At 65.8% G+C, this 26238-nt stretch carries 26 protein-coding genes and 1 pseudogene; 6 read left to right on the top strand and 21 right to left on the bottom strand.

From position 1 onward, the window contains the following. Position 1: 1 nt before the first annotated feature. Complete coding sequence (locus tag LWC34_RS48185; protein ID WP_233734114.1) at positions 2-703, bottom strand: MBL fold metallo-hydrolase; 702 nt, start codon at positions 701-703, stop codon at positions 2-4. Between the two features lie 118 nt (positions 704-821). Between LWC34_RS48185 and LWC34_RS48180 the strand changes: the two genes are divergently transcribed. From LWC34_RS48180 to LWC34_RS48170, 3 genes are all read left to right on the top strand, one after another. After that, positions 822-1661: a peptidylprolyl isomerase gene (locus LWC34_RS48180; protein WP_233732494.1), complete on the top strand. Its 840-nt coding sequence runs from the start codon at positions 822-824 to the stop codon at positions 1659-1661. A 70-nt stretch (positions 1662-1731) separates the two neighbouring features. Further along, positions 1732-2454: a helix-turn-helix transcriptional regulator gene (locus LWC34_RS48175; protein WP_233732491.1), complete on the top strand. Its 723-nt coding sequence runs from the start codon at positions 1732-1734 to the stop codon at positions 2452-2454. A gap of 748 nt (positions 2455-3202) precedes the next feature. Further along, the gene (locus tag LWC34_RS48170; RefSeq protein WP_233723845.1) at positions 3203-4471 is read left to right on the top strand and encodes an IS110 family RNA-guided transposase; all 1269 of its coding nucleotides are present in this window, start codon (positions 3203-3205) and stop codon (positions 4469-4471) included. 354 nt (positions 4472-4825) lie between these two features. Here the strand turns inward: LWC34_RS48170 and LWC34_RS48165 are convergent, their stop codons facing one another. The 9 genes from LWC34_RS48165 to ruvC all read right to left on the bottom strand — a co-directional run bounded on the left by LWC34_RS48165 (position 4826) and on the right by ruvC (position 15246). Further along, positions 4826-6214 (bottom strand): IS1380 family transposase, encoded by a 1389-nt coding sequence (locus LWC34_RS48165; protein WP_233723285.1) that lies wholly within the window; start codon positions 6212-6214, stop codon positions 4826-4828. Between the two features lie 132 nt (positions 6215-6346). After that, on the bottom strand, positions 6347-8662 hold the full coding sequence (locus LWC34_RS48160) for a RelA/SpoT family protein (RefSeq protein ID WP_308200261.1): 2316 nt from the start codon (positions 8660-8662) through the stop codon (positions 6347-6349). A gap of 112 nt (positions 8663-8774) precedes the next feature. Continuing rightward, positions 8775-9299 (bottom strand): adenine phosphoribosyltransferase, encoded by a 525-nt coding sequence (locus LWC34_RS48155; RefSeq protein ID WP_233732488.1) that lies wholly within the window; start codon positions 9297-9299, stop codon positions 8775-8777. Further along, positions 9299-10531 (bottom strand): protein translocase subunit SecF, encoded by a 1233-nt coding sequence (gene secF, locus LWC34_RS48150; RefSeq protein ID WP_233732485.1) that lies wholly within the window; start codon positions 10529-10531, stop codon positions 9299-9301. Before secF ends, LWC34_RS48155 begins: the two co-directional genes overlap by 1 nt. Position 10532: 1 nt before the next feature. Then, on the bottom strand, positions 10533-12332 hold the full coding sequence (secD, locus tag LWC34_RS48145) for a protein translocase subunit SecD (protein WP_233732483.1): 1800 nt from the start codon (positions 12330-12332) through the stop codon (positions 10533-10535). A 149-nt stretch (positions 12333-12481) separates the two neighbouring features. Continuing rightward, on the bottom strand, positions 12482-12907 hold the full coding sequence (yajC, locus tag LWC34_RS48140) for a preprotein translocase subunit YajC (protein ID WP_233732481.1): 426 nt from the start codon (positions 12905-12907) through the stop codon (positions 12482-12484). A 114-nt stretch (positions 12908-13021) separates the two neighbouring features. Then, on the bottom strand, positions 13022-14074 hold the full coding sequence (gene ruvB / locus LWC34_RS48135) for a Holliday junction branch migration DNA helicase RuvB (RefSeq protein WP_233732480.1): 1053 nt from the start codon (positions 14072-14074) through the stop codon (positions 13022-13024). Between the two features lie 9 nt (positions 14075-14083). Continuing rightward, positions 14084-14680: a Holliday junction branch migration protein RuvA gene (ruvA, locus tag LWC34_RS48130; RefSeq protein ID WP_233732479.1), complete on the bottom strand. Its 597-nt coding sequence runs from the start codon at positions 14678-14680 to the stop codon at positions 14084-14086. Beyond that, positions 14677-15246 carry a crossover junction endodeoxyribonuclease RuvC gene (ruvC, locus tag LWC34_RS48125; RefSeq protein ID WP_233732478.1) on the bottom strand — a complete coding sequence of 190 codons (570 nt, stop codon included), beginning with the start codon at positions 15244-15246 and terminating at the stop codon, positions 14677-14679. Before ruvC ends, ruvA begins: the two co-directional genes overlap by 4 nt. A gap of 86 nt (positions 15247-15332) precedes the next feature. Here ruvC and LWC34_RS48120 point away from each other — a divergent pair, with 86 nt between their 5' ends. Then, positions 15333-15776, top strand: coding sequence for a cupin domain-containing protein (locus tag LWC34_RS48120; RefSeq protein ID WP_233732476.1), 444 nt, complete (start codon positions 15333-15335; stop codon positions 15774-15776). On the opposite strand, the gene LWC34_RS48115 is transcribed toward LWC34_RS48120, so the two are convergent. From LWC34_RS48115 to LWC34_RS57575, 10 genes are all read right to left on the bottom strand, one after another. Further along, positions 15737-16999 (bottom strand): cation:proton antiporter, encoded by a 1263-nt coding sequence (locus LWC34_RS48115; RefSeq protein WP_233732475.1) that lies wholly within the window; start codon positions 16997-16999, stop codon positions 15737-15739. The two genes, LWC34_RS48120 and LWC34_RS48115, sit on opposite strands and share 40 nt — an antisense overlap. A 10-nt stretch (positions 17000-17009) precedes the next feature. Further along, positions 17010-18350, bottom strand: a complete 1341-nt coding sequence (locus LWC34_RS48110; protein ID WP_233732473.1) for a cytochrome P450 — start codon at positions 18348-18350, stop codon at positions 17010-17012. Next, the gene (locus LWC34_RS48105) at positions 18344-19393 is read right to left on the bottom strand and encodes an alpha-hydroxy acid oxidase (protein WP_233732472.1); all 1050 of its coding nucleotides are present in this window, start codon (positions 19391-19393) and stop codon (positions 18344-18346) included. The genes LWC34_RS48110 and LWC34_RS48105 overlap by 7 nt, the downstream gene beginning before the upstream one ends. Beyond that, positions 19393-20955, bottom strand: a complete 1563-nt coding sequence (locus tag LWC34_RS48100) for an NAD(P)-binding domain-containing protein (RefSeq protein ID WP_233732471.1) — start codon at positions 20953-20955, stop codon at positions 19393-19395. Before LWC34_RS48100 ends, LWC34_RS48105 begins: the two co-directional genes overlap by 1 nt. A 171-nt stretch (positions 20956-21126) precedes the next feature. Then, positions 21127-21645: a DUF4262 domain-containing protein gene (locus LWC34_RS48095; RefSeq protein WP_233732469.1), complete on the bottom strand. Its 519-nt coding sequence runs from the start codon at positions 21643-21645 to the stop codon at positions 21127-21129. 9 nt (positions 21646-21654) lie between these two features. Then, positions 21655-22221, bottom strand: coding sequence for a hypothetical protein (locus LWC34_RS48090; RefSeq protein WP_233732467.1), 567 nt, complete (start codon positions 22219-22221; stop codon positions 21655-21657). 114 nt (positions 22222-22335) lie between these two features. Continuing rightward, positions 22336-23088 carry a YebC/PmpR family DNA-binding transcriptional regulator gene (locus LWC34_RS48085; RefSeq protein ID WP_233732465.1) on the bottom strand — a complete coding sequence of 251 codons (753 nt, stop codon included), beginning with the start codon at positions 23086-23088 and terminating at the stop codon, positions 22336-22338. 25 nt (positions 23089-23113) lie between these two features. Then, positions 23114-23731 (bottom strand): pyridoxal 5'-phosphate synthase glutaminase subunit PdxT, encoded by a 618-nt coding sequence (gene pdxT, locus LWC34_RS48080; protein ID WP_233732461.1) that lies wholly within the window; start codon positions 23729-23731, stop codon positions 23114-23116. A 42-nt stretch (positions 23732-23773) separates the two neighbouring features. Continuing rightward, the gene (locus LWC34_RS48075; RefSeq protein ID WP_233732460.1) at positions 23774-24202 is read right to left on the bottom strand and encodes an SRPBCC domain-containing protein; all 429 of its coding nucleotides are present in this window, start codon (positions 24200-24202) and stop codon (positions 23774-23776) included. 6 nt (positions 24203-24208) lie between these two features. Continuing rightward, entirely contained in the window at positions 24209-24337 is a 129-nt protein-coding gene (locus LWC34_RS57575; protein WP_284051897.1) for a hypothetical protein, read from the bottom strand. On the opposite strand from LWC34_RS57575, the pseudogene LWC34_RS59215 reads away from it, so the two are divergent. Continuing rightward, positions 24302-24382: pseudogene (locus tag LWC34_RS59215) on the top strand (TetR family transcriptional regulator); the annotation flags it as partial. The gene LWC34_RS57575 and the pseudogene LWC34_RS59215 sit on opposite strands and share 36 nt — an antisense overlap. A 15-nt stretch (positions 24383-24397) precedes the next feature. Further along, positions 24398-24817: a TetR/AcrR family transcriptional regulator gene (locus LWC34_RS58455; RefSeq protein WP_233732459.1), complete on the top strand. Its 420-nt coding sequence runs from the start codon at positions 24398-24400 to the stop codon at positions 24815-24817. A gap of 27 nt (positions 24818-24844) precedes the next feature. Here LWC34_RS58455 and LWC34_RS48065 read toward each other — a convergent pair whose 3' ends face one another. Further along, positions 24845-26224 carry an amino acid permease gene (locus tag LWC34_RS48065; RefSeq protein ID WP_233732456.1) on the bottom strand — a complete coding sequence of 460 codons (1380 nt, stop codon included), beginning with the start codon at positions 26222-26224 and terminating at the stop codon, positions 24845-24847. Positions 26225-26238: the final 14 nt, after the last annotated feature.

Raw genomic sequence — 26238 nt, 5'->3', positions numbered from 1 at the left:
ACTACAGCCTTCGCAACGGACCGGGCACCGTCGAGCCTTCTTCAAGACCGGCGAGGAACGGGTTGGTCAACCGCTCGCGGCCGATCGTCGTTGTCGGGCCGTGCCCTGGCAGAACGACGGTGTCATCAGGCAGGGTGAGAATCTTGGTGCGCAACGACTGCGCCATTTTGTGGACGTCACCGCCCGGCAGGTCGGTCCTGCCGATCGAACCGGCGAACAGCGTGTCCCCGGCGAAGATCAACCGGCCGCCTTCCTGCGTACCGCATCGGAACGTCACCGATCCCTGCGTGTGTCCAGGCGTGTGATCGACCGTCATGCTCAGCCCGCCGAGGTCCAGCACGGCCTGATCGGTCAGCTCGCGAACCTCCTGCGGTTCGCGCATGGCGAGCTTGCCGCCGAAGAACGCGGCGGATTCCGTGCTGACGCCTTTCAACGGGTCCGACAACAGTTCGCGGTCGTCGGGATGGATCCACGCGGGGATGTCGTTGCCGTCGCAGATCGGGGCGACGGCGAAACAGTGATCGAAGTGACCGTGCGTCAATATAGCCGCGACAGGCGTGAGATCGTGCTCCGCGATCGCTTCGGCGACCGGCTCGGCGGCGTCCTGACCAGGGTCGACGATGATGCAGGCCTCGCCTTTACCCGGCGCGATCAGGTAGCAGTTTGCCTGCAGAGCCCCTGTGGGAAAGCCGACGACAAGCACACGCACGTCCTCTCGGGTGAATACCGCCACACTACTGGGCATCCCCTCTACACAGTTCTTACTGGGGGTGCAAATAGACTGCGCCGGCTAGCAACGTGAGGGCTCAGGGAGGGTGCAGGTGCCGACGAATCAGCAACGCCGGGAGGCGGCGAAGCGAAAGCTGGAACGACAGCTTACGCGTAGGGCCGAACGCGCGAAGAAGCGCAGGATCGTCGCCACCGCGCTAACCGTCGGTGGTGTCGTTGTGGTGGTTGGGCTGATCTACCTCCTGGTCGTTCTGAACACCGGCGACAGCACAGATACGGCAGCGTCGGAGACCTCGAGTGAGACCCCGCCGCCTCCGCCGGAGACCACCAGCGGTCCGTGCAAGTACGAGAAGACCCCGGACAAGCCTGCCGCCAAGCCGGTGGACGTGCCGCAGGACGTCGACCCGACGCCGAACGCCGGGACGGCCAAGGTCAACCTGAAGACCAACCAGGGTGACATCGCGCTGACCCTCGACCGCGCGAAGGCCCCGTGCACCGCGCAGGCGATCGAGCACCTGATCAAGGCCAAGTACTACGACGGCACCCCGTGCCACCGGCTGGTCAACTCCTCCGGCCTGAAGGTCCTGCAGTGCGGCGACCCGCAGGGCCAGGGCAGCGGCGGTCCCGGTTTCCAGATCAAGGACGAGCTGGCCAGCCTGCCCAAGCCCGCCGAGGGCCAGCAGGCCGTTTCGTACCCGAAGGGCACGCTGGCGATGGCCAACGCGGGCCCGAACACCAACGGCAGCCAGTTCTTCATGGTCTACGGCGACAGCCAGCTGCCGCCGAACTACACGGTGTTCGGCACCATCGACGCTTCCGGCCTCGCCACCCTCGACAAGATTGCGAGCGGCGGCATCACACCAGGTCAGAACGGCGCCGAGGACGGTGCGCCGAAGAACGCGGTGACCATCGAGACGGCCACCGTTTCCTAATTTTCTCAGCCCGACGGCGCCGCTCGCACATGTTTGCGGGCGGCGCCGTTGTTTGTACCGTGGTTGGCAGATGTCCGAAGCTGACGGAGCTGTGATGTACCGGGAGTACGAGCCGCCGCAGACCGACGTCGTGCGTTGCGTATGGACGAGCACGAAGGTTGGCGTGCAACGGGTGGTCCCGGACGGATGCATGGACATGATCTGGAACGGCGAGAGCCTGTTCGTTGCCGGACCGGATACACAGGCGTTCCTCACTGAAGCCACCGGCAACACTGTTGGTATCCGTTTCCAGCCTGGTGTGGCGCCTGGCTTCTTCGATGTCCCGGCGCACGCGATTGCGAACACACGCGTGTCGTTGGCGGAGCTGTGGCCGAAGGAGCAGGTTCAGCGGCTCGCCGACGAATTGTACGAAGGCAATCCGGGTCGCAAACTTCTGCATTCGGTGCGGGCCGCGGAGCGTGATGGTTTCGCCGAAGCCGTTCGCGCACTTGTCGCCGGGAATGAAGTCCGCGGCGCGGCAGACCACTTGGGCATCACCGAACGGCACCTGCATCGCAAGTGCCTGGCCAAGTTCGGCTACGGCCCTAAGACGCTGCAGCGCATCATGCGGTTCTCCAGCGCGATGGAGCTCGTGTACGCCGGAAAACCTTTTTCCGATATCGCATACGAAATCGGATATTCGGATCAGGCGCATCTGTCGCGCGAGGTGAAAGCCCTGGCTGGGGCCACGCTGACCACGCTGGTCCAGGACGCCGCCGTTGCGGACGCACCAATGCAGGGCGCCGCTGTTTAGAAGCACGCCGGTCAGGTGGGCGCCGTTTGATGCTCCGGCGAAGGTGCCGCCGTTGGTGCCCGGTTCAAGCGGGCGCCGTTTGGTGCCCAGCCGTTCGACAACGTGCGTTTCGGGCGCCACTGCGCAGAACGGTCGCCGCTTTGATGCGCCCCCTTTCTGGGCGCCGCCGTTTCGAAGGCGACCGCGTAGCCGTTTGGTGACGCGCCATCTTGGACGCCGCCGTTGCGGGCGCGGCAGCCCATCGAGGCTGCTGCTTTGGCAGGCGGCGTTCGCGCGCCGCCGTTTTGGAGGCGACTGTTTCGGAGGCGACCGTGACCGTGCAGCCACTTTGGTGACGCGACGTTTCGGGCACCGCTCCGGGCGCCGACGTTTCGGGGCTACCGCGCTGTCTGGTGACGCGCCGGTTTGGGTACGGCCGCGCAGAACGTCACCGATCGGAGAAAAGCCGTTTCGGGCGCCACGTTTCCGGGCGACCGTGCCGTGTGGTGACGCGCCGGTTTGGGAACGGGCGCGCAGAATCTCTGCGTTAGTCAGTCTGTCCTCTGGTGAAGACGCCCGTTGAGGGGTGAAAATCGGTGTTGGCTGCCCGCTGACGTCGTTGTCTCTATGGTCTGTGAAGGCCGTGCGTTAGTCGGACGCTGGGAGCCCTTGGTGGGCCCTTGATTGTTGCTTCGAGCACGCGGATCAGATTCGTTGTTGCCTGGGCTCCCGCGGGTAGCCGCCCCGCCGGACGCTCGGGGAGAGGCCGATGTTGGAGCAGACACAGGACAACGAGGAGATCATCGCGCGGGTGGCCGCGTTGGATATCGGTAAGGCCGAGGTGATGTGTTGTGTCCGGGTGCCCGATGAGGCGCGTCCGGGTAAGCGGCTGCAGGAGGTCCGGCCGTACTCGACGATGACCCGGTCGTTGCTGGTGCTGGCTGATCGGCTGGCCGGGCTGGGCGTGACCCGGGTGGTCATGGAGTCCACATCGGACTATTGGAAGCCGGTGTTCTACCTGTTGGAGGCGCACGGGTTCGAGACCTGGCTGGTCAACGCCCGCGATGTCAAGCATCTGCCCGGCCGGCCGAAGACGGATCGATTGGACGCGGTGTGGTTGTGCAAGGTGGCCGAGCGGCAGATGATCCGGCCCAGTTTTGTCCCGCCGTCACCGATCCGCCGGCTACGGGATCTGACCCGGTATCGGCGTGACCTGGTCGAGGTCTGCACCGCGGAGAAGCAGCGGGTGGAAAAGCTCCTGGAAGATGCCCAGATCAAGCTCTCGGTGGTGGTCTCGGACATCTTCGGGGTGTCCGGCCGGGCCATGCTGGCCGCGCTGGTCGCCGGGCAGCGGGACCCGAAGGTACTCGCGCAGCTGGCCCGCACCTCGATGCGGCGCAAGATCGGCAGGCTGGAAGAGGCGTTCACCGGGTTTTTCACCGATCATCACGCGTTCCTGTTGTCGACCATGCTGGCCCGGGTGGATGCCGGGATCGCTGACGTCGCCCGAGTGGATGCCGCGATCGAGGAGTTGATCGCCCCTTTCGCCACAGCGGTCGACCAGCTTGATGAGATCACCGGCGTCGGGCGCACCGCCGCCCAGGTAGCCATCGCCGAGATCGGGCTGGACATGGCACGCTTCCCAACTCCGGGCCACCTGTGTTCCTGGGCCAAGTTCGCTCCCGGGGTGTCGGAGTCGGCCGGCAAGAAGAAAGGCAAAGCTGCCACCGGGCACGGCAACCCTTACCTGGCCCGAATCCTGGGCGAGGCCGCAGTGTCCGCCAGCAGGACCAACACTTTTCTCGGCGAACGCTACCGGCGCATCGCTCGCCGCAGTGGCGCCAAGAAGGCCATCGTCGCGGTCGGCCGTTCCATTCTCGTGATCATGTGGCACCTGTTATCCGACCCCAACGCCCGGTTCCGTGACCTCGGCGCCGACTACTTCGTCCAGCACACCAACACTCAACGCAAGGTCCGCAACCACATCAGCCAACTGGCCGCTCTGGGCTATCGCGTCACCCTCGAACCCGCGGCCTGACAACCCAACTACCAACCCGGCTCCGCTGCGCTACGCCGGGTGCCTTCGGCCTGCCCACTCACCATCGATTTTCGGATCAGCGAAGCGTCGTTTGGAACCGCGCTGTACGGACGCGGCCGTGCGGACGCGTCCGATTGGTGACGCGCGATTGCGCACCTCATCGTTGAAGGCGAGATCGTATAGGAAATAGCCGATCGTTAGCCCAGGTGTTTCATGTGATCCCGGGATGATCTTGTGTTGAGTCTGGTTGATCTCGCGGCGAGCGATTCGAGAGATAGGCGCGAGCATGCCGCCGACCTGCTGTCGTGTCGGCCGCTCCGGGGTCTTTCGGGTCGTCGGGACAGGGTGGACGGGTCAGGTGAACGCGGCACGGATCCTCAACCACGCCTCGGCGATGGCATCGGCGTATTTCCAGGTCCGGTCGATACGGAGGCGGACCTGCCGGGCGCTGCGGGTGATGCGGGCGGCCACGTGCAACACCAGATTGCGGAAGGTGGCGATCTCGGCATGCGCCAACTCCGGTGTGCCGGTGAACCCGAGCAGTTTGGCCCAGCACACCAGATCCGTGGCTGCCAGCAGGGTTTCCAGCCAGGCGACGTTCTCATCCCACCCCCGGCAGGGAAGGTTACGCAGCCCGGCGGCTTTGCCTTCCCGGATGCGGTCTTCGACCCGGGCGTGCTGGCGGTGGTCAAGCTCCAGCCCGGCGTTCTGACCGGGGATCACCCGCTCGGGAATGTCGGTGATGAACGCGGTGATCCGGTGCCCGTCGACGTCGGTGAACCGCAACTGCGCACCGGGATGGGGACGTTCGGCGCGCAGCAGCACCCGGGAGCCTTCCGGCCAGGCTGTCAGGTCCAGCAGGCCGGTGACCTCGGCGACCCAGGCGCCGTCCCGGATCCCGCCATCCGACTCGATCGCGGATTGCCAGCACTGGTCGGGCACCTCATCCACGATGGCCTGGATGCGGGCGTCCACGGGGAACCCGAAGGAGAACCACACCCCACGATCCCGGCACGCCGTCGCGAAGGCGTGGGTGGCGCCGGCGGAGTCCGAGCGGGCCACCACCCGCACCGTGTCCGGGTCACCCGGCCGAGGCCGGGCGTGCTCGGGCAGGGCGGCCAACGCCTGCTCCAGCACGGTGACATGATCGGCGGCGGTGTTGCTGCCCGCGTTGCCCGGACGCAGCAACCCGGCCAGGGCCTCGCCGCCGGAGACCTCCGGGCGGTCCAGAAACGCCAGCAACGGGTGAAACCCGAACGTGCGTTTCCAGGTTTTCGCCGCGTTTTGCTTGGTCTCCGCGTGCGAGATCGTGACTGTGGCGTCGAAATCGATCCGCAGCAGCTGTGTCAGGTCCGGGGTGGCGCCGGCGGCCCAGGCCCGTTCCCGTGCCGCTGCCCGCGCGGCACGCACCCTGGACAGATGGGCCGGGTCAACGCGGTCCAGCATCCGCCAGGTGGTCGGCATCGACGCGACCGGCCCGCATACCTCGTGCCGGTCGCCGAACACCTCGATGTGGGAGACACAGTCGCCGCCATCTGCGATCGCGACCGCCAGGTCGGTGAACACCCGGCCTGGCGCGTGCTGCCACCGTCCGGCATAGGTGTCGGCCAGCGCAGTGCTGATCCCGCTCACCAGCCCGGTATCCCAGGCCAGTTCCCGCAGCATTCCGACCCCGGCATGCGACACGACACCCGTACCGTCCGCGCTGACCTTGACCCGGCGGGACCGTTCGATACGCTTCATCCGCGAAGTGCCTTCCCGTTCGAGAACCTGGACCCTAGACAAGTCCCAGTTTCCCTTACAGGGCAGGCACTTCGTTCTATCTACGGCTCGTGTCGCGGCTATCCGCGTGAAACACCTGGGTTAGGCGCGCCGTTAGGACGCTGAGGTCACCCGGTAGACGTCGTAGACGCCTTCGACGCTCCGGACGGCCTTCAGCACGTGACCCAGGTGCTTCGGGTCGCCCATCTCGAACGAGAATCGCGAAACCGCGACCCTGTCCCGGGATGTCGTCACCGACGCCGACAGGATGTTGACCCGCTCATCAGCGAGCACCTTGGTCACGTCGGACAGCAACCGGTGCCGATCCAGCGCCTCCACCTGGATCGCGACAAGGAACACCGAAGACGCCGATGGCGCCCACTCGACGTCCACCAACCGCTCCGGCTCCGCGAGCAGCTCGTCCGCGTTAGTGCAGTCCGTCCTGTGCACGCTGACGCCACCGCCCCGGGTGACGAACCCAAGGATGTCGTCGCCAGGCACGGGAGTGCAGCACCGCGCAAGTTTGACCCACACGTCCGAAGCGCCCTTGACGACCACGCCCGCGTCGCCAGATGCCCGGCGGCGCGTGACGGTCGAGGGCGTCGCCCGCTCGGCGAGTTCCTCCTCGGCGTGTTCGACGCCGCCGAGCAGCGCCACAAGCCGCTGAACGACGTGGCGGCCCGAAGTGTGGCCTTCGCCGACAGCCGCATACAGTGAACTGATGTCCGGGTACCGGAGCTCACGGGACAAAGCCGTCATCGCGTCAACCGACACCAGACGCTGCATGGGCAGCCCGACCCGGCGAACTTCCTTGGCGATCGCGTCCTTGCCCGCTTCGATCGCCTCTTCGCGACGCTCCTTCGCGAACCACTGCTTGATCTTGGCCCGGGCCCGCGGCGAAGCCGCGAACTGCAACCAGTCACGAGAAGGACCGGCACCTTCGGCCTTCGAGGTGAAGATCTCGACGACCTCGCCGTTTTCCAGCTTGCGCTCGAGCGCGACCAGCCGGCCGTTCACACGGGCGCCGATGCACCGGTGACCGACCTCGGTGTGCACGGCGTACGCGAAGTCCACCGGGGTTGACCCGGCGGGCAGCGTGATGACGTCGCCCTTCGGCGTGAACACGAAGATCTCGCGCGTGGAGAACTGGTAGCGCAGCGACTCGAGGAACTCCCCCGGGTCCGCGGCCTCACGCTGCCAGTCGAGCAATTGGCGCATCCAGGCCATCTCGTCGACTTCGACACCCTTGCTGTCGTGGGTGCCGCGGGTCTCCTTGTAGCGCCAGTGTGCGGCGATGCCGTATTCGGCGGTGTGGTGCATGTCGTGCGTACGGATCTGCACCTCGAGCGGCTTGCCGTCCGGACCGATCACTGTCGTGTGCAGCGACTGGTAGACGCCGAACCGCGGCTGCGCGATGTAGTCCTTGAACCGGCCGGGCATCGGCTGCCACATCGCGTGCACGACGCCCATCGCCGCATAACAGTCGCGCACGTCCTCGACCATCAGCCGGACGCCGACCAGGTCGTGGATGTCGTCGAAGTCGCGCCCGCGCACGATCATCTTCTGGTGGATCGAGTAGTAGCGCTTCTGCCTGCCCTCGACCGTGCACTTGATCTTCGCGTCGCTCAGGTGCTTGTCCAGCTCCTCGATCACCGCGTTGAGGTAGTTCTCGCGGGACGGCGCGCGGTTGGCGACCAGGCGGACGATCTCGTTGAACTTCTTGGGCTGCAGGATCGCGAACGCGAGGTCCTCAAGCTCCCATTTGACCGTGGCCATGCCCAGCCGGTGCGCCAGCGGGGCCAGCACCTCGAGGGTCTCCTTGGCCTTACGCGCCTGCTTCTCCGGCGGGAGGAACCGCATGGTGCGCATGTTGTGCAGCCGGTCGGCCAGCTTGATCACCAGAACCCTTGGGTCCTTGGCCATCGCGATGATCATCTTGCGGATGGTCTCGGCTTCGGCGGCCGTGCCCAGCTTGACCTTGTCCAGCTTGGTGACGCCGTCGACCAGGTGCGCCACCTCGTCGCCGAAATCGGCGCGCAGCAGCTCAAGCGAGTAGTCCGTGTCCTCGACCGTGTCGTGCAGCAGTGCCGCGACCAGGGTCGTGGTGTCCATGCCCAGCTCGGCGAGGATCGTCGCGACCGCGAGCGGGTGGGTGATGTACGGGTCGCCGGACTTGCGGCGCTGGTGCCGGTGCTTCTCCTCGGCAACGTCGTACGCCTGCTGCAGCAGCCCGAGGTCAGCTTTGGGGTGCAGTTCACGGTGCACCGCGGCCAGCGGTTCGAGCACCTGCTTGACCGGGGCCGCGCGCTGCGCGGTGATTCGGCGGGCGAGCCGTGTGCGGACACGACGCGTCGCTGAGGGCGGCCTTGGTACGGCCGGCTGTTCCGAGGCCGGCTTCAGGCTCGCCGCGGACTCCACGTCATGACTCACTCACACGCTCCCCGCACGTCACCAGAGCCTCCAGGGCCACGACTGCGGCCCTTGTATTGAGAATAACGCGTTAGCCCTGGTAACCATGCCCGTTCGCGGTGGGCGGTGCTCCTCACACGGTGAGTAGCGGATGAACTTTACGTCCGACAAGTCGGCTACGACCGCCCAGTGCGCCAATCTCCAGCAGCACTGTGATACCGGCCACTTCTCCCTTGGCAAGCTCGACCAGCTCACATGCGGCGTTCGCGGTACCGCCGGTGGCCAGCACGTCGTCGATGACGGCCACTCGCTGCCCTGGCTTGATCACGTCCGAGGGGATCTCGAGTTCGGCGGTGCCGTATTCGAGCGAGTACGTGGCCTTGCCGCCGACCGCGGGAAGCTTGCCCGCCTTGCGGACGGGAACGACGCCGAGTCCAAGTGAGTACGCGACGGCGGCGCCGAAGAAAAACCCGCGCGCGTCGATAGCGACGATCGCGTCGACAGGACCGTCACTGCCGACCTCGGACGCCATCGCGTCGATAACGGCCTTGAAACCCCCGGGATCGCCCAGAACGGGCGTGATGTCCTGGAACAGCACGCCCGGTTCAGGGAAATCAGGCACTCGCCGGATCAGGGCGAGTGCCTGGTTCAACTCCATCAGTGCTTGCGCTTCCCGGTGGGCCGCTTGCCCTGCGGCTGGCCCTGCCTGCGCCGCTGCTCAGCGGCGCTGGGGTTACGCACAGGCACGCCACCAGCCGCGCTGAGCGCGCGCTCGCGACGCAACTCCGCGCCAAGCGACTCGTCGTCGAAGGACTCCGCCTGGTCGCCCTCCACGCTCGTGGCGCCAGCGGCACGTGCCGCGAGGTTGGCCCGACGCGCGTACACGCGCCTGGCCTGCTGCTGGAACTTCGGGTTACGCATGGTGAAGTCCACCAGCAGCGGCGTGGCCAGGCCGATCGAGGAGATCACGCCGGCGAGCATGCCCGCGATCTGCACGAGCGCGAGGTCCTGCAGGGTGCCGACACCCAGCAGGATGGCGCCGACCACGAACAGGCCGATGACCGGCAGCAACGCGATGAGCGCGGTGTTGATCGAGCGCATCAGGGTCTGGTTGACCGCGAGGTTGGCCGCTTCACCGTACGTCCGGCGAGTCAGTCCAAGCAGGCCGCGGGTGTTCTCCTTGACCTTGTCGAACACGACCACCGTGTCGTACAGCGAGAAGCCGAGAATGGTCAGCAGACCGATCGCGGTCGCCGGGGTGACCTCGAAGCCGACCAGCGAGTAGATACCCGCGGTCACGACCACGTCGTGGAACAGCGTGATCAGCGCGGCCAGCGCCATCCGCAGCTCGAAGTACAGCGCGAGGAAGATCGTCACCAGGACCAGGAACACGAGCAGTGCGATCAGCGCCTGGGTGGTGACCTCGCCACCCCACGTACCACTGACCGCGCTGTCGCTGATCGAACCTTCCGGCTGCAGCTGCGCGGTCAGCACGGCCTTGAGCCGCGAGACCTGGTTGGGGTTGAGCGTCTCGGTCCGGATCTGGATGGACGCGCTGTCGCCGACACCGACACTCTGTACCGACTCCGGCGGCTCACCCAGCGTGTCGGTGTAGACCTGGGTGACTTGCTCGGTCGTGATCGTGCCCCTGGCGCCGTCGGCGTCCAGCTGGATCTTGGTGCCGCCTTCGAAGTCGATACCGAAGTTGAAGCCCTTGATCGCGATCGACGCGAGGCAGACCAGCACTAGTGCTGAGAAGAAGATGTACCAGCGCTTGCGCTTGCCGATGACGTCAAGCGCGCCGTTTCCGACGTAAAGACGCTGGAAGAACGAGCCGCGCTTGACGGGCTTTGGCGTCTGCGGCGCCGTTGGCGTTTCCTCGCCGGCCACCTCAGGCCTCCTTCACTGTGGGACCGGTACGGCCGGTGCTGGCCGGTTGGGACTGTTCGGCGGCGTGGCTCTCGCGGTGCGCCGCACCGAGCCCGACGAGCTTGGGGTTGGACAGTCGCTTGGACCGCGAGACGATCGACACCAGCGGGTGCGTCACCAGGAACACCACGATCAGGTCGAGGACCGTGGACATGCCGAGGGTGAACGCGAAGCCCTTCACCTGGCCGACAGCCAGCAGGTACAGCACTGCGGCGGACAGGAAGAGCACCGCGTCGGCCGACAGGATCGTGCGACGGGCACGGACCCACGCACGCGGTACGGCCGAGCGGAATGTTCGGCCTTCTCGCATTTCGTCCTTGAGTCGTTCGAAGAACACCACGAACGAGTCCGCGGTGAAACCGATCGCGACGATCAGACCGGCGACGCCCGCGAGGTCGAGGCTGTAGCCGATGAACCGGCCGAACAGCACGATGATCGCGTAGACGATCGCGAACGACAGCGCCAGCGACAGGATCGTCAGCACGCCGAGCAGGCGGTAGTAGAACAAGCAGTAGATGAACACCAGCAGCAGGCCGATCGCGCCGGCGATGATGCCTGCCTGCAGCGACGCCAGTCCGAGGGTCGCGGAGACGGTTTCGGCGTCCGACGACTGGAATGACAGCGGCAGCGAACCGTACTTCAGCACGTCGGACAGCGCGGTCGCGCTGCGCTGGTTGAAGTTACCGCTGATCTCGGTGTTGCCGCCGGGGATCGGGCCACGGATCTCCGGGGCCGAGACGACCTTGGTGTCCAGCACGAACGCGGCGCGCTGGCCGACGTTGGCGGCGGTGAACTTGGCCCAGATCTCCGAGCCGGTGCCGTTGAAGGACAGGTTGACCACGAAGCCCGCGCCCTGGGAGTTCGGGGCGGCGTTGGCGTCGCTGATGTCCGTTCCGCGCAGGAAGACCTTGCTCAGGACGTACTTCTCGGTGCCTTCCTGGTTGCACGCGACCAGCGGCAGGTTCGGGTCGTCGTTGCCGACCAGCGGGTCGTCGGCCTCGCAGCTCAACGACAACAGCGCGGTCTGCTGCGCGGTCTGGTCGGCCTGCGCGGCGTTGCCGCCGTCCTCGGCGGTGGCCAGTGCCGGGTTCTGCCGCAGATCACGTGCGGCCTTGATCTGTGCGGCGACCTCGGGGCTGACCGCACCCGTGTCGGTGGGCGGCGGCGCGGGCTGGCTGGCAGGCGGCGGCGTGGGCGTGGCGCTACCGGATGGCTGCTGCTGCACGTGCGGCGCCGGGCGGCCCTGCGGCTGGTTGGTCCCCGACGGTGCCCCTGCGGTCGCGCTGCCGGACGGAGGTGGCGTGGACGACTGGCTGCCGGACGGCGGGGGCTGGGTCCCGCTGGTCGGCGGCGTCTGCGAGGCCGGCGGCTGCTGAGGCGTGTTCGGAATGTAATTCAGAACCTTGCGGAAGCCGAGGGTCGCGGTCTGACCGAGTTCCTTGGCCTTCTCGCCGCCGTCACCTGGCACCGTGATCACGATGTTGTTGCCGTCGAGGACCACCTCGGCACCGCTGATGCCCTGGCCGTTGACGCGCGTCTCGATGATCTGCCGTGCCTGGTTGAGGGACTCAGGGCTCGGCGCGTTGCCGTCCAGCGTTCGCGCGGTCAGCACCACACGGGTGCCACCTTTGAGGTCGATGCCCAGCTTGGGGACCGGTTTGTGGTCACCTGTGCCGAACACCAGCCCGTAGAGGACCGCGATGATCGCTATGAAGAAGGCGAGATAACGAACGGGGCGGAAGTGCCCAGCCGATGGTGCCACGTCTGTCCGTCTCTCTATGGGTCACTAGTTGGGGACCGGGATCGGGTTGGTCATGACGCTGCGCCCGCACCCGATCTCGAATGGGTGAGGGCGCAGCGTACCGCGAAGGCGATGAGGTTGGTGTTTCCCCAGCGCGCGACGTAAAGCGGTCAGCTCTTTTTGGTCTGCTCCAGCGGCGGCGCGACCTCGGCGGTCGACTTCGGGGTCTCGGACTCGACGCTCTTCTCGTCGGCCTTGGTCTCGTCGGCCTTGGTCTCCTCGACCTCGGCGACGGCCTCGTCGTCATCCTCGACGGTCTCCTCGACGACGTCGTCACTGACCTTCTCGCGGACAGCAGCACGCAACCAGGTGGTCACGACACCGTCGGCAATCTCGATGTCGACCGTGGCGTCGTCGGCGGTGTTCGCCACGTAGCCGTACAGGCCCGACGTGGTCATGACCTTGTCGCCGACCTCAATCGAGTTCTGCAGTTCCTGCTGCTGTGCCATCGCCCGCTTCTGCTTGCGGCTCATCAGCACCATGGGCACGATGAGCACCGCGATCAGCAGAAACGGAAGCAGTTGCCCGAGGTTCATTTCTCTCCGTTCGGCGGACATCCCGTTGGAGTCGAAATGCCCGATTGTTCTGGTTGCCTGCCGCCGAGTGTGCCACCAGCGCGTTACGCCCAGACATTCAGCCTGTGCGCGCGGTCACTCACCGAACAGCGTAGGCGCCGCTTGACCTGGTGCGTCGTTCGGGGCTTGCAACCCGAGATGCGCCCACGCGGTCGCTGTCGCCACTCGGCCACGAGGGGTCCTTGCCAGCATGCCAGCGCGTACCAGGTACGGCTCGCACACTTCCTCCACGGTAGTTGACTCTTCCCCCACGGCGACAGCCAAAGTCGAAATACCCACCGGTCCGCCGCCGAATGACCTGACCAGCGCGTTCAAAACCGCCCTGTCCAGGCGGTCGAGGCCCAGTTCGTCGACGTCGTAGACCTCGAGAGCGGCCTTGGCCACATCAACTGTGACCGCACCGTTAGCTCGGACCTCGGCGTAGTCGCGGACGCGGCGCAGCAGCCGGTTGGCGATCCGGGGTGTGCCACGGGAGCGCCGCGCGATCTCCACGGCGCCGTCCGGCCGCAGGTCAACGCCCAGAATCGTGGCCGAACGAGCGAGCACTTGCTCAAGTTCGTGGGGTTCGTAGAACTCCATGTGCGCGGTGAAGCCGAACCGGTCACGCAACGGCCCGGTCAGCATGCCGGACCTGGTCGTGGCACCAACGAGGGTGAACGGCGCGATGTCCAGCGGAATGCTGGTCGCGCCGGGGCCCTTGCCGACCACGACGTCCACCCGGAAGTCCTCCATCGCCAGATAGAGCATCTCTTCGGCTGGCCTGGCGATCCGGTGGATCTCGTCGATGAACAGCACATCGCCCTCGACCAGGTTGGACAGCATCGCGGCGAGGTCACCCGCGCGTTCGAGAGCTGGCCCCGAGGTGATCCGGATCGCGCTGCCCAGCTCGGCGGCGATGATCATGGAGAGGCTCGTTTTGCCAAGGCCGGGCGGGCCAGACAGCAGGACGTGGTCGGGTGGCGTGCCACGCCGCATGGCGCCTTCGAGCACCAGTTCCAGCTGTTCACGCACGCGCGCCTGCCCGACGAACTCGCTCAGCCGCTTCGGCCGCAACGTCGCCTCGACGTCGCGATCCTCGGGTTCGGCGAGCGGGGACAGCGCGTCCTCGTCGAGGTCGTCATGGTGCATGCCGCTGCCCTACCGCTTGCGACCGAGGATGGCCAGGGACTTGCGCAGCACCACTGACGTGTCGCCCGCGGAGTTCTCCGCGAGCACGCCGTCGACGGCCTGCTCGGCGGCCTTCTGCGCGAACCCGAGGCCGACGAGGGCGGCGATGACCGAGGTGCGTACGACGCTGGCCGAGGGCGCGACCGGCGTTTCGCCGCTGGAGGTGAAAGCGCCGACCTTGTCCCGCAGTTCGATGATCAGCCGCTCGGCGCCCTTCTTGCCGATGCCGGGGACCTGCGTGAGCATCGCGACGTTGCCCTCCGACAGCGCCGCCCTGAGCTTGTCCGGTTCGAGCACGGCGAGCATCGCCAGGCCGAGCCGTGGCCCGATGCCCGACACGGTCAGCAGCATGTAGAACAGGTCGCGCGCGTCCGTGTCGGCGAAACCGAACAGGGTCAAGGAGTCCTCGCGCACGATCAGCGCCGTGAACAGCTGCGCTTCCTCACCCCTGCGCAGCGTGGCCAGGCAGGAAGGGGCGGCCTGCACCGCGAAGCCGACCCCGCCGACCTCGATCACCGCGTGGTCGAGCCCGACCGACAGCACCGGCCCACGTACCGACGAGATCACCGCTTCGCTCCTTTTCGTGCCTGCGCGAGCCGGGCTTTGTGCACCCTGGCCAACTCCGCCGCGCGCTGCTCGGCTTCGGCCAGCCGGGCACGCATCGGCGCGCGCCAAATGTGACAGATGGCCAACGCGAGCGCGTCGGCGGCGTCCGCGGTGCCGGGTTTCTCCTGGAGCTTCAGCAGCCGCATCACCATGGCGGTCACCTGGGCCTTGTCGGCCCGGCCCGATCCGGTGACGGCCGCTTTCACCTCGCTGGGGGTGTGGAACTCGACTTTCAGGCCGCGCCGTGCCGCAGCGACCGCGACAACGCCGCCTGCCTGCGCGGTGCCCATCGCGGTCTGCACGTTGTACTGGCTGAACACGCGCTCGACCGCGACAACGTCCGGCTTGTGCAGATCCAGCCAGTTCTCGACCGCGTTGGAGACGGCAAGCAGCCGTTCGGCCAATTCAGCCTCGACGGGCGTGCGGACCGTGTCCACGGCGATACAGCTGAGCTTGCGGCCGGTCCCGCCGTCGACCACGGCGATACCGCACCTGGTCAAGCCCGGGTCGACGCCGAGCACCCGCACACCATCACCCCTAAGAACGCTTGTTCGAGAGCGTAACGGGTGGGTTGTCCGTACCGGCGCAGACACGCTTGTGGTTGGTTGTGTCCGTGACACCCGAAGAGATCATCAAGGCGTTGGACCTGCAGCCGCTGCCGGTGGAAGGCGGGCTGTACAAGGAGAACCTGAACGGGCACGCGTACGCGTCGGCGATCTACTACATGCTTGTGGCGCCTCAGTTCTCGCGTCTGCACAAGCTCGAACACATCGAGATCTTCTCGTATCACGCGGGCGCGCCCGCCCGGATGTTGTTGCTGCACCCGGATGGCACGGTTTCCCGGCCGGTGCTCGGCATGGATCTGGCCGCCGGTGAACGGCCACAGGTGATCGTTCCCGCGGGAACCTGGCAGGCCACGGAAACGCTCGGCGAGTGGAGCCTGCTCGGCACGGTCATGGCGCCGCCCTACGACGAAGACGGCGTGACTTTCGCCGAAGCAGGCCCGCTCGTCGCCACCTATCCGGCCGCTGCTTCGGACATATCCCGCTTGGCCTGACGGCGTTCCGCGCGCTTGTCGAGCCAGCTCAGCCACGGCGCGGTCATCATCGTCGTCACGATCGCGACCATCACCAGGACGCTGAACAGCGACTGCGTCACGATGCCGACTTGCAGGCCGACGTTCAACGCGATCAGCTGCATCAGGCCACGCGCGTTCATCAGCACGCCGACTCGCATCGCGGTGTAGTTGTCTTCCCCGGTCAGTCGCGCCGCCGCCCAGCACGCACCGGACTTGCCGATCACCGCGACCGCGATGCTGCCGATGGTGAGCAGCATCAGCGGCACGGTGAACAGCAGGCCGAACGACGTGTTCAGGCCGGAGTAGGCGAAGAACAGCGGCAGGAAGACGACTTTGGTCACCGAACTGATCGTGCTGACGACCCGGTCGGCGGTTTCGCCGCGCGGGAAGATGAATCCGAGACAGAAACCGCCGAACACCGAGTAGAGACCGATCAGGTCGGTCCACCACGCGGCCGCGAACAGCACTACCGCCGTAGCCAGCACAAGGTGCTCCATGGCCATCCCTTGCCGGGCAATGATCCAGGCGAGTGCGGGCCTGCCGACGAACCAGAGCACCAGGATGAACAGCAGCGATCCGCCCGCGGTGACCAGGATCCGGTTGGGGTCGCCGGTCGCGAGGCCGATGGTGAGCGCCAGCAGGGTCCACGCGACGCCGTCGTCGAGCGCGCCCGCGGCCAGCGACAGCGAACCTTGGCGGGTATGGGTCAGGTTTCGTTCGCTGATGATCCGAGCCAGCATCGGGAATGCCGTGATCGCCAGCGCGACTCCGACGAACAGTGCGGACACTCCGACCGGGACGCCTTCTTTGAGTGCGTCGACGTGCCCCTGGGTCGCGAGGATCAGTGCGACACCGAGCAGCAAGGGCGCGGTGACACCGGCAAGCGAGACCGCGCCCGCCGGTCGGCCGAGGCCGCGGACTTTGTGTTTCGCGAACTGGTGGCCGACTTCGAACATGAACGCGACCAGGCCGATGTGGCTGACGACGTACAACATCGGCCGGACGGCGTCGGGGAACAGCCAGTCCTGCACGCCGGGCAACAACAGTCCCAGCAGGGATGGGCCGAGCAGAACACCCGCGATCATCTCGCCGACGACCGGTGGCTGGCCGATCCGCCGAGCGGCCATCACCACCACTCGGCAGGTCAGCAGAATGACGACCGCGGCTAGGAAGAACCGCGCGGTAGTGGTGGCGATGTCCATGTAGAGCCCCTCAATCCACGGCCAGCCAGCCGTCCTGTTGTTCGAAGTAGCGCCCGCACAGCCGCTGCCTGCGGGCGTCCAAGACCATGTAGCTGCCCAGCACGAGCTGGGTGAGGCTGCGCGTCACGTCTTCACAGCGGTCCCGCAGCCGCATCACCGCGAGCTGCCTACCGACCGGTCGGGTGGCTTCCGGCTGGTCGGTAGGTTCCCGGCGGATCAGCAGGCACGGACCGCGGTTGGGGATCGATCGCGTGTGCGCCGCAGAAGTGCGCAACTCGAAACGCGCGAGCGTCGCCTGCGTGACTGCGCGCATTGTGACGGGCATTAGTCCACGCGCCGGGCATGCGCGGTTGGCCGTCACGCCGTATGGGATGTGATTGACGTCTTTGACCACTTTGGCTGTCTCCCACCGTCCCGGGTCGAAGCGCTCCGGATGGTCGAACCCTGATTGGTGGAGATCCGGATAGTTGAACAGCAGCACTGAGCCCGTCGGGATGTTGCCGATGTCGCCGGTGGTTATCCGGTGGGCGACGCCGAACAACGGGTAGAGCCGCAGGGCTTCGTCCATGACGTGGTCGAGGTCGACCGCGCCCGTGCGCAAACCGCGTTGCACGTCACGGTGTTGCGCGATTGCCATGAGCAGATGCGCCATCGCTTCGCTCGACTGCACGACTGCCGTGTTGAAGAACGTGCCTTGCAGGTACCAGGCCTGTTCTTCGACGGTGAGCACATTGGGCAACCGATGGGGCACGTCGCCTGCCTCGATGCGCTCGATGAGATAGCGCGTCAACCGTTCGCGGCGATCCATGTGTCGCAGACCGCAGCATTTGAGCGAGGTGACCACGTCGTTGGCGTTTCCGACGATCAGGTCCCGATCAGATTTCCTACACGATTCGCCGAAGACCATCTCGTAGTAGAACTCGGCCCAGATCGGCATCATCAGGTCGCGCAGCCGTACGGCGTTGACCGGCTTCGCCAAAATTTGCGCGAGGACGCGCTCGGCGCACTCCTGCGCGACGCCCGCCGCGTTCGCATGCGCGCCCGCCAAAATGCGCCGGGTCGTGCGAGCGACTTCGGTGTAGCGCTCGCCGGGTTCCAGATGCTCTTGATGCACCTGTGGTCCAGGTGCGAGCCAGTACCAGAACAGATCAGATAGGACCGCGCCGCGACTGCGCCCGTTGGCCGCGGGGTTCTCGTACAGCGCGCGGAATTGCGCGATCTCGACCTGGATGCCTTCTTTGCCGTTGATGTGCGCGAAGATCCGCAGCCGTAATCGGACGACCAGGGCGGGCAGCCAGAACGGCAGGCTGATCACGAAGACCAGCAGCGCAACGAGGGCCGCGATCAACATCGGTCCTCCCTGACCAGATCGCGCGCAACTTCGTGCGCCGATGCGCACCCGGTCAACGCGAGCGCACGGTCGATTTCGGCCCGAAGCAACTCGAGCACTTCGGTCACGCCGTCTTCGCCGCGCGCGGCCAGGCCCCACAACACCGGTCTGCCGACGCCCACCGCTCGCGCGCCAAATGCGAGCGCTTTGACGACGTCCGTTCCGCGGCGAACGCCGCCGTCAACGAGCACCGGAACGTCAACGACGGCCGCGATGTCGGCGACCGCGTCGATTGTGGCGATGGCTGTGTCCAGTTGTCGGCCGCCGTGATTGGACACGAGCAGTCCGCGGACACCGTGGTCGACGGCCGTCACCGCGTCGTCGGGATGCAGGACTCCCTTCAGGACGACGGGCAAGTCGGTCATCGCCACGAGTTGGTCGATGTGGTCCCACGACAGATCGGCGACCATCTCGATGTCGAGCACGCCACCGTCGCCGGTGAGATCGCGCATGTTCTCGCAGTGCCAACCGACCGGTAGGTGGTGGAAACCGTTGCGGTGATCGCGTTCCCGCCAACCAAAAACCGGCGAGTCGACCGTGACGACCAACGCGCGGCACCCTGCGTCCTCGGCGCGTCTGACCAAGGTCCGCGTGATTCCTGTATCAGATTGGATATAGGCCTGGAACCACAATGCGAGGTCCGCGCCGCCCGCCTTGGCGATGTCGCCGATGGACGCCGTCGACGCCATGCTGGCGATCATCACCGTGCCCGCCCGCGCGGCGGCCCGAGCGGTCGCTAGTTCGCCCTCGGGGTCAGCCAACCGGTGAAAGGCCGTCGGCGAAAGGACGACCGGCATCGTGATCTCGTCGCCGAACAACGTGATGCCGAGATCGCGTTTTGGACGCCCGCGCAGAACGCGAGGCAACAGACGCAGGCGAGCGAACGCATTTTCGTTCGCTCGCACCGTCACCTCGTCATCCGCGCCGCCCGCCATGAAGTCGTAGACGTAGCGCGGCAACCGGTCCCGGGCCAGCGCCTCGAATTCCCTGATCGAGAACGGCATTACGTCGTCGCACTCAGGACGCTCTGCAGCAGGCGCTCTGCGAGGAAATCGGTCAACGGCTTGCGGTGGTTGGCCTCACTCGTCCAGTCGTTCTCCAGATTCTCGGCCACATGGTGCTCAGCGAGTACGGCCCCGCGTTGGAAATGCCGTACGACCGGATGCAGATAAGCCGCGTCGTGCGCCTGCCCGGGACTGTCCTGCGCGACGCGGCGCACCGTGATGTCGAACGGGTCGACCTTGTCGTGGTCCGGGCCGTACTCAAGCGTGATGGTGAAGTAGTTGTCGGCGAACCCGCTGTCGTGGGCGTAGTCGACGGGGACTTCCTCGAAGTACCTGGCGTCCTTGCCGTTGACCGCGATGAGGTCGCCGAGCATGCCGAACTGTTGCCATAGCGCCGAACTGCGGTTGACCCGGCCGATGATCGCGTCGGTCAGCGCCGCCGCATCGATCGGATACGAAATATGGGGCCACTCGTGGCCGTGGTTCTTGCGCTCCAGGATCCGGTGCAGCGCCTTGACTGTGTACCGGAAACCGTGGATGAACCCGCTCGTCGACTTCTTGAAGTCGCGGACCTGCATCATCGTGCCCGCGAAGTGCAGGCCGGGCACGTTGGTCGACTGCCATTCGCTGGTCTGCGCCGGAAAACGGTCCTTGATCACCAGCTCAGGCCTGCAGTTCTCGGCGAAGATCGACGTGTCGAACCGGAAACCGGTACACGCGATCACCCGGTCGTACGGGATGTCCTTGACGACCTCATTGGCCCTGGAGAAGCTGACCGACGCGACGAACTTGTCGCCCTCCTTGCGGATCTCGAGGATGTTGCCGTCCAGGATCGCGTTCTGGGACTTGAGCTGATACGTGTCGAGGAAGTTGTTGTTGACCGCGCGCAAGTGCCCGACATAGTGGGTCTGCCAAGCAAACCGAACAGAGTTCGGCCCAGCGACGTGGATGACACCGGCCGTCTCGATCAGGTTGTCGGCGGTTTCGAACGCCGAGTTGCCCTTGCCGATGATCAGCACGCGTTGGTTGACGAAGTCCTGCGGGTCAACGCTGACTGTCGAGTACAGCTCGACCAGGTCGATGCCCGGGATGTCGGGCAGGTAGGGCTTGGACGGTCCAGTCGCGACGATCAGTGTGGGTGCTTCGTAGACCTCCCCGTTGTCGTCTACGACGCGGAAGTTCTTGTCCTTGCTGACTTCGACGGCGCGCGAGTTGTAGCGCACGTTCAGGTTGAGTTTGGCGGCGTAGTCGCCGAGGTAGCGGACCATGTCGGCCGCGTCAGGGAAATAGCGCGGTGTGTACTTGGTGAAGAGCAGGTCAACGTCGTCCGACAGCAGCGAGTTCCAGTCCATCCGCAGGTTGAACTCGGGATCGTCGATCCCGGTGTACGGCTTGTTGATCGAGATCAGCTGGCGGTGACGGGGAAATGTCTCGAAGAAGGCCCCGGCCGACGAACCGGCTTCGACTACCAGGTAGTCGCGGCCCGCGCGGTCGAGGAAGTAAGCAAGCTGAAGCCCGGCCGGGCCAGCCCCGATCACCAAATAATCCGTGGTAGTGGGCATGAAATCCCCTCCCTGGACACCATGAGACGGTGTGGCAAGGGATGACTACGCACGTAACCACGATGCAGTTCGACAGCCGGACACAGTTATTTTTCCCAGAATCGCAGCCATTGTTTGACCGAGGTCCAAATGATATGTGCGCGATCCGGGTCTGCTGCGACGGTTCGATCCCTACGGACCGTTGACGCCGGGCATCCAGCTTTCCGGGCGGCCACTTTCGGTCAGCACGTGCTGCCAGGCTATGAAACCCGGTGGCGCGTCCGGCGACCACGGCCAGTGGCCTTCGTCAGTCGGCGTGATGATCTGCAGCGCCGGGAAGTCGCCCTTGCGGTAGAGCACGAACGCGCTGCCGAAGTACTCGAAATAGTGGCCTTTGTTGACGCGCTCGACCGTGACCGGAAGACCTTCGAAGAACTCGTGGTAGAGCTGGCCCGGCAGGAACCGCTCACCGTTCTTGGCACGGTCGAGGTAGGCGTTGATCAACACCGGCCCCATGCCTTCCGGCAGCCCGAGAACCACTGCCTCGGCGACACCGAAGCGCCGCCACGCACCGACCGAGAACGTGTAGCCCGCGCCTTCCACGTCCGGTGGGACGTCGATAACGGCGCACCCGTTGACTTCGGTCTCATGGAGCAGCCAGTCGCGGAATCTCTGTTCGTCAGGGTTCAGCGGCTCGGACACGTCGACCATTCTGCCTGGTCACCTGTTCGAGCGATAACCCGCCTTGGCTCTGCCGAACGCGTACAGCAGATACCCCACCGCCAGCAACGCGACGACGAACCCGGCGATCACGCCGGGAAAGCTCGGCGCGCCAGGGTTGAGGAAACGTCCGTAGAGCCGCAAATCCGCGGCCACGTAGTAAACCAAGTACAGCAGCGGGTAACCGAGCCAGCTGATCGGGTACCACCACTTCATCGCCCGTTGGTTCCGGCCGACCAACAGGAAGTCAGCAAGCACGGCAAGTGGCGTGATCAAGTGCTCGAACAGCGAGTACGCGCGGCTCAGGTTGCCGCTCAACAAGGTCATGAACGTGACGCAGACCAGCAGCAACAGCACCGCCATCGCGCCACGCAGCCGCGGCGACCGCGGTTCGACGCGTCCGGTGATCAGCGGATACGCCGCCAGGCCGGTGAACACGATGCCGGTGAGCAGGCTTGCCTGTTGGCTCAACGCGGTCAGCGGGTCCGGCAGCCGGTTGACCGCGAGAAAGAATCCGAGGAAACCGAAGAACGCCACAAGCAGACGCCATGCGAAAACCCCGGGCACGGCCCGGGGTTTCGACAGGACAACTTCGTCGGCGGTCAGCCCACGGCCTCCATGACCTCGTCGCTCACATGGAATCGGACGCCGGGCGTACACGTTCCCCGCGCCGCCACAACGTCACGCATCCACAGCCGCCAAGATGTCGTCGCTCACATCGAAGTTCGCGTACACGTTCTGCACGTCGTCGCAGTCTTCCAGCGCGTCGACCAGCTTGAAGACCTTCTTGGCGCCTTCCACGTCCAACGCGACCGAAACCGACGGCAGGAAGCTCGACTCAGCGGACTCGTAGTCGTAACCCGCGTCCTGCACGGCTTTACGCACGGCCACCAGATCGGTCGCCTCGGAGACGATCTCGAAGCTCTCGCCGAGGTTGTTGACCTCTTCGGCGCCCGCGTCGATGACGGCCATCAGCACATCGTCCTCGGCAAGGCCACTCGACGGGATCAGCACGACACCCTTGCGGTTGAACAGGTACGACACCGAACCCGGGTCGGCCATCGAGCCGCCGTTACGGGTCATCGCGGTACGGACCTCACCGGCCGCACGGTTGCGGTTGTCGGTCAGGCACTCGACCAGCAGGGCCACGCCGTTGGGGCCGTAGCCCTCGTACATGATCGTCTGCCACTCGGCACCACCGGCTTCCTCACCGGCGCCGCGCTTGCGCGCGCGCTCGATGTTGTCCAGCGGGACCGAGTTCTTACGCGCCTTCTGCATGGCGTCGTACAGCGTGGGGTTACCGTCCGGGTCGCCCCCGCCGGTCCGCGCGGCGACCTCGATGTTCTTGATCAGCTTCGCGAACAGCTTGCCACGCTTGGCGTCGAGGGCGGCCTTCTTGTGCTTGGTAGTCGCCCACTTGGAGTGGCCGCTCATCTCTCCTCCGTCGTCTACGCGCCAGTCAGGACGCCCGAACTATCTCCGTGAACAGCCGGTGCACCCGCCCGTCGCCGGTGAGCTCCGGGTGGAACGCAGTGGCCAGCACGGACCGTTGCCGAACCGCGACGATCCTACCGGCGGCCGGTCCCGCAGTTTCGGTATCCGGCACCGTAGCGAGCACCTCCACGTCGGGAGACACCGACTCCACCCAAGGCGCGCGGATGAACACAGCGTGCAACGGCCCGCTTTCGATGCCGTCGAACTCCAGGCCCTCTTCGAACGAGTCGACCTGCCGCCCGAACGCGTTGCGACGCACGATCATGTCGATGCCGTCCAGTTGGTGCTGGTCAGGGCGCCCATCGAGGACCTTGGTGGCCAGCATGATCATGCCTGCGCAGGACCCGTACGCGGGCAGCCCGTCGGCGATCCGTGTCTTGAGCGGCTGGAGCAGCTCGAACGTCTCCAGCAGCCGTGACATGGTCGTCGACTCGCCGCCGGGCAGCACGATCCCGTGCAGCCCGTCGAGTTCTTCCACCCGCCGCACCGGCCGGACCTGCACGTCACACGCTGTCAGGGCAGCAGCGTGCTCGCGCACGTCGCCTTGCAACGCGAGCACACCGACAACTGGCTGAGCCGTCAACCTGGGTTCCCCTCCCGAAACGCCTCCTACCAGCTTAGAAGATCAGTTCTCGACGTACGCCTTCAGCGCCTGGTTGGCCGCTTCGAACTCCGCGACGAGGGTTTCCCTGCCGCTGGCCATGACCTGCTCGACCATTGAGCCGGTGAAGCTCTCGCTGTTGGTCAGGTGGGTACGCCCGTCCTGTTCGACCAGGTCAAAGCGGTGCTCACCCCAGAGCAAGCCGCGCACGCCACCTTCCCACTTGAGCAGACGGTCCTCCGAGGCTTCGAGCACTGTTCCTTCCGCGGTGCGTTCCGCGGGCGTGCCTGCCGCGATCCGCATCTGGATGCGAGCGCCGGGTACCGGCTCGCCCGCGACGAGCTCGATCGTCGGATGCCACTGTTTGTACTGGTCAAAGGCAACAAGGACGCGCCAGACCCGGTTCCGCGGCGCATCGATGACCACGGACGTAACCACACCATTTTCCTGCATGGTTGTTCAGGATAATGCGCCGGGCAAGCCGATAAGCTTCTCCGCATCGCAGGGGTAAAGGGACAGACGCAGCAGCGCGGTGTCGAGCGGCGGCGCCGCATTCTCGACGCCGCCATTGAGCTGTTCGCGCAGCAAGGATTCCCCGGCACCGGGGTCGCGGCGATCGCCGAGCGGGCAGGCATCACGCCGTCAGCTGTGATCCATCACTTCGGTTCGAAGGACGCACTGTTGCAGGCAGTGCTGGATGAGTACGACGCCCGCGCGGCAGCGCGCGTGACGAGCCACGCTGGCGGCATCAACGGTTTGGTCAAGGCATTGATCGCCGACGCGGAGTACATGACAAGCGAGCGCGGGCTGGCGATGTTGCACATCGTCCTGCAGGCCGAGCACTTGTTCGACGAGTCAACGGTGCACGAGCGGTTCCTGCAACGGGCCCGACGGCTCCGACATCATATTTCAGATACGATCCGCCGCGATCGACCAGCCATGGATGCCGAGGCCGTGGCCACTGAGTTGCACGCCTTCATGGAAGGCGCGGTCACGCTGTGGCTGCTCGACCCCGGCACCGTTGACTTGCCGGCGTTGTATCGCGGGTATCTTGCCCGGTTGTTCTAGCCGACTGTCATATATCCGATTTCGTATCTAATCGACGGTGACGGACTCGCGGCGGCGCGAGATCACGCGCCAACCGATGACCAGCGCGAGAACGATCGCGGGCAGTGAATAGAACGCGATCCGTTCGGCGCCGTCGGAGAACGCCATCAGGATGATGACGAGCGCGAGGAACCCGAGCGTTGCCCATCCGGTGTACGGCGCGCCCGGCATCCGATATGCCGGACGCTCGAGTTCGCCGCGCAGCGCCGCCTGCCGCAGCCGCATCTGGCAGAAGACCAACGTCGCCCAAGTCGCGACCACACCAAGCGACGCGATGGCGATCGCGATGTCGAACGCCTCCTTGGGCACCAAGTAGTTCAGCACCACGCCGAACACGTAGGCGATCGCGGTGAACAGGATGCCGCCGTAGGGCACGTGCCGCGCGCTCATCTTGCCGACGAATTTCGGCGCCTCGCCCTTTTCGGCCAACGCGCGCAAAATCCGCCCGGTCGAATACAGGCCGGAGTTGCACGACGAAAGCGCCGCGGTGAGCACCACCGCGTTCATGATGTCGCCGACGCCGGGGATGCCCAGACGGGAGAACACGGTGACAAACGGGCTCTCGCCGCCGTTGTAGAACGGCCACGGCAGCAGCATCGCGAGCAGCAGCACGGAGCCGACGTAGAAGATCGCGATTCGCCAGACCACGCTGTTGATCGCCTTCGGCAGCACCTTGTGCGGGTCCTTGGTCTCCCCCGCCGCGATGCCGACCAGCTCGATCGCCGAATACGCGAAGATCACCGCCTGCAACGTCATCAACGCGATCCCGATACCGGCAGGGAAGAACCCGCCGTGCTCGGTCAGGTTCCCAATCCCGGCCGGAGTTCCGCCGATGTCCGCCGCGGTCACCACCAGGCCGAGGCCGACCACCAGGAACACCACGATGGCCAGCACCTTGATCAGCGAGAACCAGAACTCCAGCTCGCCGAACAGCTTCACCGACAACAGGTTGACCGCCAGCAACACGGCGAGCGCGATCATCGCGGTGATCCACTGCGGCACGTCCGGCAACCACCGGTGCACGTAGATGGCCACCGCGGTGATCTCCGCGATGCCGGTCATCGCCCAGTTCACCCAGTACATCCAGCCTGACGCGAACCCTGCCCACGGGCCGATGAACTTCCGCGCGTAGGTCACGAAACTGCCGGAATTGGGCTCGTGCATGACGAGCTCACCCAACGCCCGCATCACGAAATACGCCGCGATGCCGCACAGCGCGTACGACAGAACCAGAGACGGACCGGCCTGATTGAGTCTCCCGCCTGCTCCCAGAAACAACCCCACACCGATCGCACCACCGATAGCGATCATCTGTACCTGGCGTTTGCCGAGCGCCTTGGAGTAACCGTCTACATCAACCGAGCCCATAGCTGCCGAACCGT

The sequence above is a fragment of the Kibdelosporangium philippinense genome, assembly GCF_021390435.2.
Lineage (GTDB): Bacteria > Actinomycetota > Actinomycetes > Mycobacteriales > Pseudonocardiaceae > Kibdelosporangium > Kibdelosporangium philippinense.
This window is presented reverse-complemented; position numbering and strand designations above follow the sequence as displayed.